Genomic DNA, 12,053 nt, shown 5'->3' with positions numbered 1-12,053 from the left:
TCACCTCAGCTTCAGCGTGGACAGGCCGATCAGCGCCAGGATCGCGGCGATGATCCAGAAACGGACGACGATGGTCTCTTCGCGCCAGCCCTTCTTCTCGAAGTGATGGTGCAGCGGCGCCATGCGGAAGACGCGCTTGCCCGTCAGCTTGAACGAGAGGACCTGGACAATGACGGAAACCGTCTCCAGCACGAACAGGCCGCCGATGATAGCCAAAACCAGCTCGTGCTTGGTGATGACGGCGACGCCGCCCAGCGCGCCGCCGCACGACAGCGAGCCGGTATCGCCCATGAACACCATCGCCGGCGGCGCGTTGAACCACAGGAAGCCCAGGCTGGCGCCGACCAGCCCGGCGCAGATCACCGCAAGCTCGCCGGTGCCCTGCACGTAGTGGATCTGCAGGTACTCCGAGAACACCGTGTTGCCGACCAGATAGGCGATCAGCGCGAAGCAGCCGGCGGCGATCATGACCGGCACGATAGCCAGCCCATCCAGCCCGTCGGTCAGGTTCACGGCGTTCGAGCTGCCGACGATGACGAAGACCGCAACGGCCAGGAAGGCCCAGCCGATGTCGATCAGCAGGTCCTTGAACACCGGCACGGCAAGCGCCGTCTCCAGTTCCGGCGACGTCAGGTGAATGACCCAGAATGCGGCCACCAGCGAGATCAGGATCTCGACGCCCAGGCGCAGGCGGCTGGGCACGCCGTGATGGCTGCGGCGGGTCAGCTTCAGGTAGTCGTCGGCGAAGCCCACGGCGCCGAAGCCCAGGGTGATGAACATCACCACCCAGACGAAACCGTTCGTCAGGTCTGCCCACAACAGCGTCGAGATCGACAGGGCCAGCAGGATCAGCACGCCGCCCATCGTCGGCGTGCCCTTCTTGCTCAGCAGATGTCCCTCCGGCCCGTCCTCGCGGATCGGCTGGCCCTCGCGCTGCTTCTTGCGCAGCCAGGCGATGACCGGCGGTCCCAGCACGAAAGAGATGAGCAGCGCGGTCATCACCGCCGCGCCCGAACGAAACGTCAGGTAGCGGAACAGGTTGAAGAAAATGAACTCGTCAGATAGCGGGGTCAGGAGGTTGTGCAGCATCGCCTTCCCCCTATTCCCCGTTCGCGGCCTTGGGCAGGTCGTCCCGGTCCATCGCCAGGAGGGCCTGCACGATCCGCCCCGTTTTCACCCCGGCGGAGCCCTTGACCAGCACCGTGTCGCCGGCCCGCACCGCTTCCGTCACGGCCGGCGCAAGCTCCGCCGCCGTCGCCGCGTGGCCGCCGCGGATGCCGAGTGGAAGAACGGCATCCAACGCGGCCATCTCTTCGCCGCAGGTGAAGATCAGGTCAACGCCCGCTTCGTTCAGCGGGTACAGCAGCTCGCTGTGACAGGTAGCCGAATCCGCGCCAAGCTCCAGCATGTCGCCCAGGACGGCGATCAGCCGGCCGCCATCCTGCCGGCCCTGTCCGAGCACCGAGATCGACGCGCGCATCGAGGCGGGGTTCGCGTTGTAGCTGTCGTCGATCACCTCGACCGTACCGTCGGGCAGGCGTATGTCGTGCCGCTCGCCCCGGCCGGCCACGGGCCGCAGGTGCGCCATCTCGCCCGCCGCCTTGCCGACATCGGCGCCCAGCGCCGCCACCGCCGCCAGGACGGCGATGGAGTTGGTGACCCAGTGCGCGCCCGGCAGGGACAGGCAATAATCGTAAGTCTCCCCCTTGATCTCGGCGGTGACGGCGCTGCAGCGGGCATGCAGGGAGAAATCCAGAAGCCGCGCGTCGGCCTCCACGTCGTCGCCGAAGCCGACGATCCGCGCCACGCCGGCATTGAGCGCCATCTCGGCCAGGCGATTGAAATAGGGGTTGTCGCGCGGCAGCACCGCGGCGCCGCCGGGCGTCACGCCCTGGAAGATCTCGGCCTTGGCCTTGGCGATATCGTCGAGCGAGCCGAAGAACGCGGTGTGCGCGGCGGCGATCGTGGTGATCACCGCGACGTCCGGGCGGACCATACGGGCCAGGGGCGTGATTTCGCCGGGGTGGTTCATGCCCAGTTCGAACACCGCGTAGTCCGCGTCCGCCGGCAGCCGGGCGAGAGAGAGCGGTACACCCCAGTGGTTGTTGAGGCTGCCGACGGATGCGTGGGTCTTGCCCTGCACGGCGAGGCATTGGCGCAGGACTTCCTTGGTACCGGTCTTGCCGACGCTGCCGGTGACGGCGACGACGCGGGCCCGGCTACGCGCGCGGGCGGCGCGGCCCAGCGCCTCCAGCGCGGCCTGCGTATCCTCCACCAGCAGCGCCGGCGGGTTTTCGGGCGTGCCTTCGGGCAGCCGCTCCGCTACCACGGCCGCCGCGCCGGCGGCGAGGGCATCGGGAATAAAGCGATGGCCGTCGTGGTTCGGGCCTTTCAGGGCGACGAAAAGGTCGCCCTTGTGCAGCGTGCGGGTATCGATGGACACGCCGTCCGCCGCCCAGGGGACCGTGTTCCGTCCTCCCGTGGCCGCGGCGGCGGCATCGGATGTCCATACGCGTTGCTCGGTCATGCGTCACCACCTGCCTTGATTTGTGCGATGGCCGCGCGGGCGCGCTCGGCATCGTCGAATGGCAGGATGGTCTCGCCCACAATTTGGCCGGTTTCGTGGCCTTTTCCGGCAATCAAGAGGACGTCCCCGGCGGCGAGGTCGGCGATCGCGCCATCGATGGCGGCCCCCCGATCGCCGACCTCCACCGCCCCCGGCGACGACTCGAGAATCTCTCGGCGGATGGCAGCAGGGTCTTCGCTGCGTGGATTGTCGTCGGTCACGATTGCCTTGTCGGCTAGCCGCGCGGCAGTTCCGCCCATGACCGGCCGCTTGCCCCGGTCGCGGTCGCCGCCGCAGCCGAAGACGACGATCAGCCGTCCCGCGACGTGCGGGCGTAGGGCTTCCAGCACGGTCTGCAGGGCGTCCGGCGTATGGGCGTAGTCGACGAAGACCTGGGCGCCCACCGGCGTCTCGGCGACGCGTTGCAGGCGCCCAGGCGCCCCCTCGAGTGATTCCAGGCCGGCGATGGCGGCCTCGCGGTCCATACCGCTTGCCAGCACGAGCCCCAGCGCGGCCAGGGCGTTCATTGCCTGGAACCGGCCGACCAGCGGCAGGCGCACGCGGTAGGTCGCGCCGAAAACGGAAAGCGTCAGGCGCTGGCCGGTCAGCTCCGGCTCGCGCTTCGCCAGCTGGATGTCGCTGCCGTCATGCTCGCCATACTGCCAGGCGGTAATGCCGCGTGCGCCGCAGGTTTCCGCAAGCGTCGCGGACTCCGGCGCGTCGGCGTTCAGGACGGCGGTGCCGCCGGTTTCCAGAAGGTCGGCGAAGAGGCGGCGCTTGGCTCCCAGATAGCTCGCCATGTCGCCGTGGTAGTCCAGGTGGTCCAGCGACAGGTTGGTGAACGCCGCCGCGCGCACCTTCAGGCCATCCAGCCGGTACTGGTGCAGGCCGTGGCTTGATGCCTCGATTGCCAGGCGGTCGTAGCCCTGTTCCGCCAGTTGCGCGAGGCAGCGGTGCAGCGCGACCGGGTCCGGCGTGGTCAGCTTACCGGGATTGTCCGCCACCTCGGGCACCAGCCCCATCGTGCCCAGGCTGGCCGCTTTCTCGCCTGTCCCGGCCCAGAGCTGGCGGCAGAACGCGGCGACCGAGGTCTTACCGTTGGTGCCGGTGACGGCGGCGATGAAGGCCGGCTGCGCGCCGTGGAAGTGCGCGGCCATCAGGCTCAGCGCGCGGCGCGGGTTGTCGTCGGTGACCAGCGCGGCCGCGCTGGTGCCTTCGGGAAGCCGGGTGCCGGTGGGTGCCAGAACGGCGGCCGCGCCGCGCTTGAGGGCGTCGGGGATGAAGTCGCGGCCGTCGGCACGCGTGCCGGGGATGGCGGCGAACAGGACACCCTCGCTCACCTGCCGGCTGTCGGCGGTGATGCCGCGAATCTCGATGTCCCGCGCCGTCTCCAGCGTTGTCATGCGTGCCGTCGTTCCTTCGACCAGTTCAGCGAGCCGCAACCCTTACGTCCTTCTTCACCGCGCCGACCTTGACCAGCAGCGGATGCTCCTCCTTTTCGGGCACCACGACGTTGTCGCGGGGCTCCACGCCCAGCAGCGGGCCGGCGCGGGAAATCACCTCGCGCACCACGGGAGCCGCGACCCAGCCGCCGGTGGCGAAACCGAAGGTCCCCTTGTGACCCTTCGGCTCGTCCACCATGGCGAAGACCACATAGCGCGGATCGTCCATCGGGAACGCGCCCACGAACGAGGCGATGCGGGCGTCGCGCGCGTAGCGCCCGCCGCGCAGCTTGTCCGCCGTGCCGGTCTTGCCGCCCACCAGGTAGCCCTCGGCATCGGCCTTGCCGCCGGTGCCGTACTCCACCGTCAGCCGCATGAGCTGGCGCATCCGCCCCGAGGTGGATGCCGAGAACACGCGCTTGCCGCTGGCCTCGGCTTCGGCCTCGTCGCGGGTCAGCAGCGTCGGCTGGTGCAGCACGCCGCCATTGACGGTCGCGGCGACGGCGGAGGTGAGCTGCACCGGATTGACGGCAAGGCCGTGACCATAGGAGATCGTCATCGTGTTGATTTCGCGCCACGGCGAGGGGAGCATCGGCGTGCCGACCTCGGGCAGCTCGACGCTGGCCGGCGTCGTCAGGCCCAGGGCGGCGAGCGTGTTCTGCTGCACCTCCGTGCCCGCCTCCATGGCCATGTGGACGGTGCCGATGTTGCTGGAATACATGAAGATTTCCGGCACCGTCAGCTTGCCGTCCTTGGGCTTGTAGTCGCGGATGGTAAAGCGCGCCGCCCGGATCGGCTTGGAGACGTCGAAGCGGTCTCCGATCCGCACCGCCCCGCTTTCGAGGACCGAAGCCGTGGTGAAGATCTTGAAGACCGAGCCCATCTCGTAGAGGCCCAACGTCGCGCGGTTGAAGCGCGCCTCCGAGTCGGCCGCCCCCGGATTGGCGGGGTTGAAGCTGGGCAGGGAGGCCATCGCCACAAGCTCGCCGGTGCGTGCGTCCATCACCACGCCGGCGGCGCCGATGGCGCGGAACTCGGCCATCGCCTTCGACAGCTCCTCGGTGAGGATGTGCTGCACGCGCAGGTCCAGCGACAGGCGCAGCGAGCGATGCTGGCCGGCCAGCACCTCGTCGAAGGACTGCTCGATCCCGGCCAGGCCCTTGTTGTCGATGTCGGTAAAGCCGACGACATGCGCGGTCAGATCGCCCTGCGGGTAGAAGCGCCGCTCCTCCTCGCGGAAGTACAGGCCCGGAATGCCCAGGCGGTTCACGCGGTATTGCTGACGCGGGCTGAGGCCGCGCTTCAGCCAGATGAACGCGCGGTCGCTGGACAGCCGCGCCGCCAGTTCACCCGGCGAGACGTCCGGCAGGACGCGGCTCAGTCGTTCCGCCGCGTCCTTCGGATGCGCCACCTCGCGAGGGTTGGCGTAGAGCGAAGGCACCGGCAGGGTCGTCGCCAGGATATTGCCGTTGCGGTCGACGATGTCGGCGCGCTGCGCCGCATGCGGCGCGCCGTCGGGATGGCGCGCGGCGACGTGCGAGGGCGCGCCGCTCAGCGCCGCCAGATCTAGGATGCGCAGGCCGATCACCGCGAAGACGAAGGCGAAAACGACACCCGCCACCAGAAGGCGCGTGCGGCCGGTCTCCAGCGCCTCCTTGCGGTGACCGTCCATACACAGGAAACGGCGCCGTGCCGCGGCGCGGCGGTCGATGTCCTGCGGCTGGCAGGGACGGCAGGCCCGGACTTGCTCCGTCATGGCCGGTCTCCCGTGCTGGCGAGCGTGGCGCCGCTGGCGATTTGCGGTTGTAGCGACCAGGGCCGGCGCCGGGGAACCGGCACGCCGTCAAGACTTGGCCACTCCCCGTCGGCGCGGGCGTTCTCGGGCTCGGTAATGCGCGGCGGAAGCTGCTGGACGTGGGCCACCTGCTTCGGCTGCAACGGCTGCAGGTCCAGGTGCTCCTTGGCCAGACGCGACAGGCGCGCGGGCCGGTTCAGGTAGCTCCACTCCGCTTCCAGGACGTGCAGCGCCTCACGGTTTTCCTGGATGTTGCTCTGGACAACGCCGAGTTCTTCCTCCAGGCGCTGCACCTCGTACTTCACCTGATAGAGCCCGACCGCCACGGCGGCGGCGACGATCAGCCAAATCACGAGACTCACCCGAATCATGCCCGACCTCCTGTCGCATGCGCCCATGCCGGGGCATCGGTCCGCTCCGCCGCGCGCAGGCGGGCCGAGCGGGCGCGAGGGTTGTTCGCCACCTCGTCCGCGTCCGGCTTGCGGGCCTGGCGGTGGAGCACCCGGAAGGTGGGCGCGGGCTGCCCGCCGGCTTCCGGCAGCGGGCTGTGGCGCGAGGCGCGCGGCACGTCGCCGCTGCGCGTACGCAGGAACTGCTTGACGGCGCGGTCCTCCAGCGAGTGGAAGGCGACGACGGCCAGCCGGCCGCCCGGTTTCAGCGCGCGCTCGGCCGCGCGAAGTCCGCGCTCGATCTCGCCGATCTCGTCGTTCACGTAGATGCGCAGCGCCTGGAAGGTGCGGGTCGCTGGGTCGATGTCCTGGGTTTTCGACTTGCCCCGGCCGACCGCGCCACGAACCACCTCGGCCAGCGCCCCGGTGCGGGTGATCGGTTCTTTGGCGCGGGCCTCGACGATGGCGTGGGCCACCCGGCGCGCCTTCTTCTCCTCGCCGAAGTCGCGGATGATGCCGGCAAGCTCGCGCTCGTCCAGGTCGTTGACGACATCGGCGGCGGTGGGACCGTCGCGGCCCATGCGCATATCGAGCGGGCTGTCGAAGCGGAAGGAGAAGCCGCGCTCCGCCTCGTCGAGCTGCGGCGAGGAAACGCCGAGGTCGAAGGCGATCCCGTCGACGGGCAGGGCATCGTGTGCCGCCAGGGTGCTGTCGAGATCGCCGAAGCGGCCTTCCACCACCTGCAGGCGGCCGGCGTGGCGCCGCGCCATCCCGGCGCCGCGCGCGACGGCCGCAGGATCGCGGTCGATGCCCCATACGCGGCAGTCGGCGGCGTTCAGGATGGCCTCGCTGTAGCCGCCCACGCCGAAGGTGGCGTCGACGTAGATGCCGCCGTCGCGTGGGGCCAGTGCTTCCAGCACCTGTTCCAGCATCACCGGAACGTGGCCGCCTGGCTGCGTGGGGTTATGGCTGGCGGCGGTCATCAGGCCTCCTCCTTGCCGCCGGCCTTCAGCGGCAGGGTCAGCTTGCGCTCGCGGGCCCGCTGGCGGGCAGCCTCCTTCTCGCGGGCCAGCGCGTCGGGCTCCCAGATCTGGAACATCCGGCCCTTGCCGACGAAGGCCGCGCGCTCGCCGATGCCGGCATGCTCCATGAACTCGCCGGGCAGCATGATACGCCCGCCGTCGTCGAAGCCCAGCTGCTGGGAGTCGGCGAAGATCGTCGTTGCCAGGTCCTCGTGGTCCTCGGAGAAGAGATCGAACTCGCCCATGCGCTCGCCCAGTTGCTCCATCAGCTCCATGCCGCAGGCCTCGAGCGCGGGGGCGCGGTAGGACGGGAAAACGACGACGCCGTTGAACGACTGGCCGTCCACGGCCTTGCGGAAGGCAGCCGGCACCGAGACGCGCCCCTTGCGGTCGACCTTGTTCTCGAATGTGCCGATGAAGACTGCCACCGGACTGTCCCCCGACCGGGTGTGTCCCTGTTATCCCGTGCCGCCCACCTGGTTTCCGTTGGGCTTCCCTGCCTTGGCATGGGATATCATGGGATAGCATGGGGTTCTATGGGTGTCAATGCCGGGAACAAGTAAAAAACGGGTTAAGATCAAGACGTTTGTTGTCAATCTTCGGATCATCCCTGTGTCGATTTCGTCACTTGCCAGCCACGGTATTTTATCTCCGTCGCCGGGTCACAGTTCATGCATTGGATTAACTGTGTTCTCTTAACGTTCTCGGTCATGAACGCTGTACGGGTGGGCGGCAGGGGCCGCCGACCGCAAGCGCGGCTCTTTCCCGCATTCCCGGACAGGGAAAGTCATGCCGTTGCGTGAAAAACCGGGAATGTGCCGCCCTTGTCCCGGTTTGGAATGCACCGAACCTTTAGTTCAGACTCGTCCACTTGCCAACGTAAAGGCCGGCCGAATACTTGAAAACTTACGTGAGACGGGGAGAAGATAAAGAGCCAGACGGCCTGTAAGCCGGGTTCTGTACCCGCCTTTGCGGGCGGGCGATGGCCATTCCTCTGGGACGTCCGTTACCGGACGCCTCGCGCGACCGACCCGGGCGGCGGCGCGGAAGCCCGCTTGCCGGCGTAACCGCCGGCGTGCCGCCCCTACATGGTCTTGCTCCCGGTGGGGTTTACCGTGCCGTCCCCGTCGCCGGGGCCGCGGTGCGCTCTTACCGCACCCTTTCACCCTTACCCTGGCCGCGAGCCGCCCAGGCGAGAACGCTTGGGCGCGGCCGGGCGGTTTGCTTTCTGTGGCACTTTCCCTGGGGTCGCCCCCGCCGGGCGTTACCCGGCACCGTGCTTCCGTGGAGCCCGGACTTTCCTCCCCCGGTCCATCGAGGACCGGGAGCGGCCATCCGGCCGTCTGGCTGACTTCTATTTAGGAACTGGCACCCGTTCGCTCAAGCGCTCGCTGCAGGCCAAGCAGGCGGGCGGCGGTGGAGCGGTCGGCCTCGCCACCCACCGCCTCGGGCTGGAAATGGCGCTGGAAGGCGGTAATCACGGCGCGCGTCTCGTCGTCCATTCGGCCGCTGCGCGCCAGGCAATAGCCGACGCGGGCGAAGGCCGCCTGGAACCATGCGATGGGCGGCGTATCCACGGGGGTCTCGACCGGGTCCGGCCAGATGCCGAGCCCGGCGTCCGCCAGCCGCCGCCAGTCGAACAGCTCGCCGGGGTCCTGCTTGCGCGCCGGTGCGACGTCGCTGTGGCCCAGGACGCGATGGGATGGGATGGGATGGCGCTTCACGATGCCGCCGGCAAGCTCGATCAGCGCGGCCATCTGTGCCTCGGGGAAGGGGCGGTAGCCGAACTCGTGGCCCGGATTCACCAGCTCGATGCCGATGGAGCGGGAATTGATGTCGTGTTCGCCCTTCCAGCAACTCACGCCGGCATGCCAGGCCCGGCGTTCCTCCTCGACAAGCTGGAAGACGCGGCCGTCCTCCTCGATCAGGTAATGCGCGCTGACCTTCGCCTCCGGATCGCACAGCCGCGCCAGCGCCGCGTCGCCGGTCTCCATGCCGGTGTAGTGGAGCAGCAGGATATCCACCGGAACCCCTTCGGGGCGCGGTTCGTGGTTGGGGGAGGGGGCGTCCTCGACCTCCATCAGTATCTCTCGATCTTCGGCCCCGCCAGCCGGGGCCGGCGGATCACGATGATGCCGACGCCCACGATGGTCATCGCCCCGCCGACGATCAGGGCGGCGGTCAGGACTTCATCCAGGAACAGAACGCCCGACAGGACCCCGAAGAACGGCACCAGCAGCGTGAACGGCATGGCCACGTTCACGTCGTAGCGCTTCAACATCGCATACCACGTGCCATAGCCAAGCGCGACCACCAGCACGGCCTGATAGGCGACGATCAACAGGGTGCGCCAATCCGCCGCTTGCCAAGCCGCCCACTGCCCGTCCTCCAGGACAAAGGATGCCGCGGCGAGCTGCGGTGTTGCGAAAAGCGCCATCCAGGCATTGATCTGCGTGCCGTCCACCTCGCCCAGGCGCTTGACCAGGATGTTGGCGACGGACCAGACCATCGCCGCGCCGATGACCAGCGCCAGCGAGAGATAGCTGCCCTCCAGCCTCGGTTCGCCCGCGATGACGGCCACGCCGGCGAAGGCGATCGCCATGCCAAGCGCCCGGCGCCAGCCCAGCCGCTCCCCGAACGCCAGCGCGGCGAGCAGGGCGGCGAAGGGGACCTGAAGCTGGATGGAGATGGCGGCCGTCGCCGCGTCGATGTCCTTCAGGCCGGTGAACATCATGGAGAAGTGAAGCAGTCCCAGCACGACCGACAGCAGGCCGATGGCGGGCAGCTTCCCACGCGGGATGCCGGCGAAGGGCAGCAGTATGACGGTAACCAGGGCGAAGCGCATCGCCACCAGCATGATCGGCGGAATCTCCAGGAGTCCCAGCTTGGTCACGGCGAAATTGCCGCCCCAGACGACAGTGACGGCGACGAAAAGCAGGAGGTGCAGCGGTTTGACCGAAAACTGCATCAGGGCCGTCCGCCGGCCGCCTGGATGCTTTCCCGCCGTTCCTCCAACTCAAGCCAGCGTGTCTCGGCCTTGTCCAGGGCCTCCTGCGCGCGTTTCAGCGCCTCGCTGGCTTCTTCGAACTTCCCCGGGTCGCGCCGATAGAAATCGGGGTCGCTCATCTGCGATTGCAACTGCTCGATCTTTGCCTGCAGCCGCTCGATCTTCTCCGGCAACTCGTCGAGGTCGCGCTGTTCCTTGTACGACAGTTTCTCGGGCCGGCCGCGCGGCTTCTCCGCCTTGGCGGACTTCGCCTTCTTCTCCGCCTTCGTCTTGCCGCCCAGGCGTGTGGGGCCTGCGGTGCCACGCCGTTGGCTGAGGCTGTCGCTATAGCCGCCGGGGAACTCCTCGACCAGACCGTCGCCCTCCATGACCACGACCGAGGTCACCGTCTTGTCCAGGAAATCGCGGTCGTGGCTGACGAGCAGAAGCGTGCCGTCGTAGTCGCCCAGGACCTCGATCAGCAGGTCCAGGGTATCCATGTCCAGGTCGTTGGTCGGTTCGTCCAGGATGATCAGGTTGCTGGGCTGGGAGAACAGCTTGGCCAGCAGCAAGCGGTTGGTTTCGCCGCCGGAAAGCGCGTGCACTGGCTGGCGCGCCTGGCCCTCGCTGAACAGGAACTCCTTCAGGTAGGTGACGACGTGGCGCTGCCGGTCGCCGACCATGACGGAATCGCCGCCGCCAGGGCACAGCGTTTCCCAAAGCGTCTTCTCGGGGTCCAGCTTCTGGCGGCGCTGGTCGAAGTAGATCGGCTTCAGCCGCGTGCCGTGCTGCACGCTGCCCTTGTCGGGCTCCAGCTCCTTCGTCAGCAGGCGGATCAACGTGGTCTTGCCGGCCCCATTCGGGCCGATGACGCCGATGCGGTCGCCCTTGCGGATGCGGGTGGAAAAATCTTTCACCACGCGCAGCGTGCTGCCGTCATCGCGCGTGAAACCCTTGGCGATGTCCTTGGCCTCGATAACGGTCTTGCCGCTGCCCTCGGCCTCGGCCACCGTCAGGTTCAGCTCGCCGGTGCGTGCATCCAGCAGCTTCGCGCGGCTCTCGCGCAGGTCCTGAAGCCGCCGCAACCGGCCTTGATTGCGCTTGCGCCGGGCGGTGAAGCCATAGGTCAGCCAGTGTTCCTCGCGCTTGATGCGCCGCGTCAGCTTGTGGAATTGACGCTCCTCCTCGGCCGCCGTCTCCTCGGCCCATTCGTCGAAGTGGGCGTAGTTCCGGTCCATCCGGCGCATCGTGCCGCGGTCCAGCCAGAAGGTGATTCGGCTCACCTCGCGCAGGAAGGCGCGGTCGTGGCTGATCACCAGCAACGCCCCGTCGAAGCGCTTCAATTCGCCTTCCAGCCACTCGATGGTCGGCAGGTCCAGATGGTTCGTCGGCTCGTCCAGCAGCAGCACGTCGCACTCGGCCACCAGCGTTCGGGCCAACGCGGCGCGGCGGCCCTCACCGCCCGAGAGCGTGCCCAGGCGCCGCGAGCCGTCCACGTCCAGGCGCACCAGCGCGGCGTCGACGCGGTGCCGCTCGTCCGCCGCGCTTTCGGGCAGTCCGCCGGCAACGAAGTCGGCCACCGTCTGCTCTGGCGGCAGGTGAGGCTGCTGCGGCAGATAGGCGACGCGCGCGCCCGGCTGCAGGAAGCGCTCGCCCGCGTCCAGGTCGATTTCACCGGCCAGCGCGCGCAGTAATGTGGACTTGCCGCTGCCGTTGCGGCCGACGAGGCACGCACGCTCCCCGCGCGCCAGGGTCATGGTCACGTCCTCGGCCAGCACCTGATGGCCCAGGGCAAGAGTCGCGTCCTTCAACTGAATGAGCGGTGGCGGCGCCATGACTCTCCGAAAACCTGC

General features: G+C 68.5%; 10 protein-coding genes and 1 other RNA gene. All 11 read right to left on the bottom strand.

Going from position 1 to position 12,053, the window contains the following annotated elements; genetic code table 11:
• Complete coding sequence (gene mraY / locus DRB17_RS13510) at positions 1-1,089, bottom strand: phospho-N-acetylmuramoyl-pentapeptide-transferase (protein WP_114582750.1); 1,089 nt, start codon at positions 1,087-1,089, stop codon at positions 1-3.
• A gap of 10 nt (positions 1,090-1,099) precedes the next feature.
• Positions 1,100-2,527 carry a UDP-N-acetylmuramoylalanyl-D-glutamyl-2,6-diaminopimelate--D-alanyl-D-alanine ligase gene (locus DRB17_RS13505; protein ID WP_114582749.1) on the bottom strand — a complete coding sequence of 476 codons (1,428 nt, stop codon included), beginning with the start codon at positions 2,525-2,527 and terminating at the stop codon, positions 1,100-1,102.
• The gene (locus DRB17_RS13500) at positions 2,524-3,969 is read right to left on the bottom strand and encodes a UDP-N-acetylmuramoyl-L-alanyl-D-glutamate--2,6-diaminopimelate ligase (RefSeq protein WP_241503838.1); all 1,446 of its coding nucleotides are present in this window, start codon (positions 3,967-3,969) and stop codon (positions 2,524-2,526) included. Before DRB17_RS13500 ends, DRB17_RS13505 begins: the two co-directional genes overlap by 4 nt.
• Before the next feature lie 25 nt (positions 3,970-3,994).
• Positions 3,995-5,764, bottom strand: coding sequence for a peptidoglycan D,D-transpeptidase FtsI family protein (locus DRB17_RS13495; RefSeq protein WP_114582747.1), 1,770 nt, complete (start codon positions 5,762-5,764; stop codon positions 3,995-3,997).
• Positions 5,761-6,174, bottom strand: a complete 414-nt coding sequence (gene ftsL / locus DRB17_RS13490; RefSeq protein WP_114582746.1) for a cell division protein FtsL — start codon at positions 6,172-6,174, stop codon at positions 5,761-5,763. The genes DRB17_RS13495 and ftsL overlap by 4 nt, the downstream gene beginning before the upstream one ends.
• Complete coding sequence (gene rsmH, locus DRB17_RS13485; protein ID WP_114582745.1) at positions 6,171-7,175, bottom strand: 16S rRNA (cytosine(1402)-N(4))-methyltransferase RsmH; 1,005 nt, start codon at positions 7,173-7,175, stop codon at positions 6,171-6,173. Before rsmH ends, ftsL begins: the two co-directional genes overlap by 4 nt.
• Positions 7,175-7,642, bottom strand: coding sequence for a division/cell wall cluster transcriptional repressor MraZ (gene mraZ, locus DRB17_RS13480; protein ID WP_114582744.1), 468 nt, complete (start codon positions 7,640-7,642; stop codon positions 7,175-7,177). The genes rsmH and mraZ overlap by 1 nt, the downstream gene beginning before the upstream one ends.
• A 502-nt stretch (positions 7,643-8,144) precedes the next feature.
• Positions 8,145-8,561: RNase P RNA component class A (gene rnpB, locus DRB17_RS13475), an RNA gene on the bottom strand.
• Positions 8,562-8,572: 11 nt separating this feature from the next.
• Positions 8,573-9,295, bottom strand: a complete 723-nt coding sequence (locus DRB17_RS13470; protein WP_114582743.1) for an N-acetylmuramoyl-L-alanine amidase — start codon at positions 9,293-9,295, stop codon at positions 8,573-8,575.
• Entirely contained in the window at positions 9,295-10,182 is an 888-nt protein-coding gene (locus DRB17_RS13465) for a DMT family transporter (protein ID WP_114582742.1), read from the bottom strand. Before DRB17_RS13465 ends, DRB17_RS13470 begins: the two co-directional genes overlap by 1 nt.
• Positions 10,182-12,035, bottom strand: coding sequence for an ATP-binding cassette domain-containing protein (locus DRB17_RS13460; protein ID WP_114582741.1), 1,854 nt, complete (start codon positions 12,033-12,035; stop codon positions 10,182-10,184). Before DRB17_RS13460 ends, DRB17_RS13465 begins: the two co-directional genes overlap by 1 nt.
• Positions 12,036-12,053: the final 18 nt, after the last annotated feature.

Source organism: Ferruginivarius sediminum, assembly GCF_003344765.1.
GTDB classification, from domain to species: domain Bacteria; phylum Pseudomonadota; class Alphaproteobacteria; order Kiloniellales; family Rhodovibrionaceae; genus Ferruginivarius; species Ferruginivarius sediminum.
The sequence above is the reverse complement of the archived record's forward strand: the minus strand, read 5'-3'. Positions and strand labels throughout refer to the sequence as shown.

Excerpts from the sequence above, each read along its gene's own strand:
- mraY (WP_114582750.1), bottom strand. The coding sequence starts at position 1,089 with ATGCTGCACAACCTCCTGACCCCGCTATCTGACGAGTTCATTTTCTTC.
- DRB17_RS13505 (WP_114582749.1), bottom strand. The coding sequence starts at position 2,527 with ATGACCGAGCAACGCGTATGGACATCCGATGCCGCCGCCGCGGCCACG.
- DRB17_RS13500 (WP_241503838.1), bottom strand. The coding sequence starts at position 3,969 with ATGACAACGCTGGAGACGGCGCGGGACATCGAGATTCGCGGCATCACC.
- DRB17_RS13495 (WP_114582747.1), bottom strand. The coding sequence starts at position 5,764 with ATGACGGAGCAAGTCCGGGCCTGCCGTCCCTGCCAGCCGCAGGACATC.
- ftsL (WP_114582746.1), bottom strand. The coding sequence starts at position 6,174 with ATGATTCGGGTGAGTCTCGTGATTTGGCTGATCGTCGCCGCCGCCGTG.
- rsmH (WP_114582745.1), bottom strand. The coding sequence starts at position 7,175 with ATGACCGCCGCCAGCCATAACCCCACGCAGCCAGGCGGCCACGTTCCG.
- DRB17_RS13470 (WP_114582743.1), bottom strand. The coding sequence starts at position 9,295 with ATGGAGGTCGAGGACGCCCCCTCCCCCAACCACGAACCGCGCCCCGAA.
- DRB17_RS13465 (WP_114582742.1), bottom strand. The coding sequence starts at position 10,182 with ATGCAGTTTTCGGTCAAACCGCTGCACCTCCTGCTTTTCGTCGCCGTC.
- DRB17_RS13460 (WP_114582741.1), bottom strand. The coding sequence starts at position 12,035 with ATGGCGCCGCCACCGCTCATTCAGTTGAAGGACGCGACTCTTGCCCTG.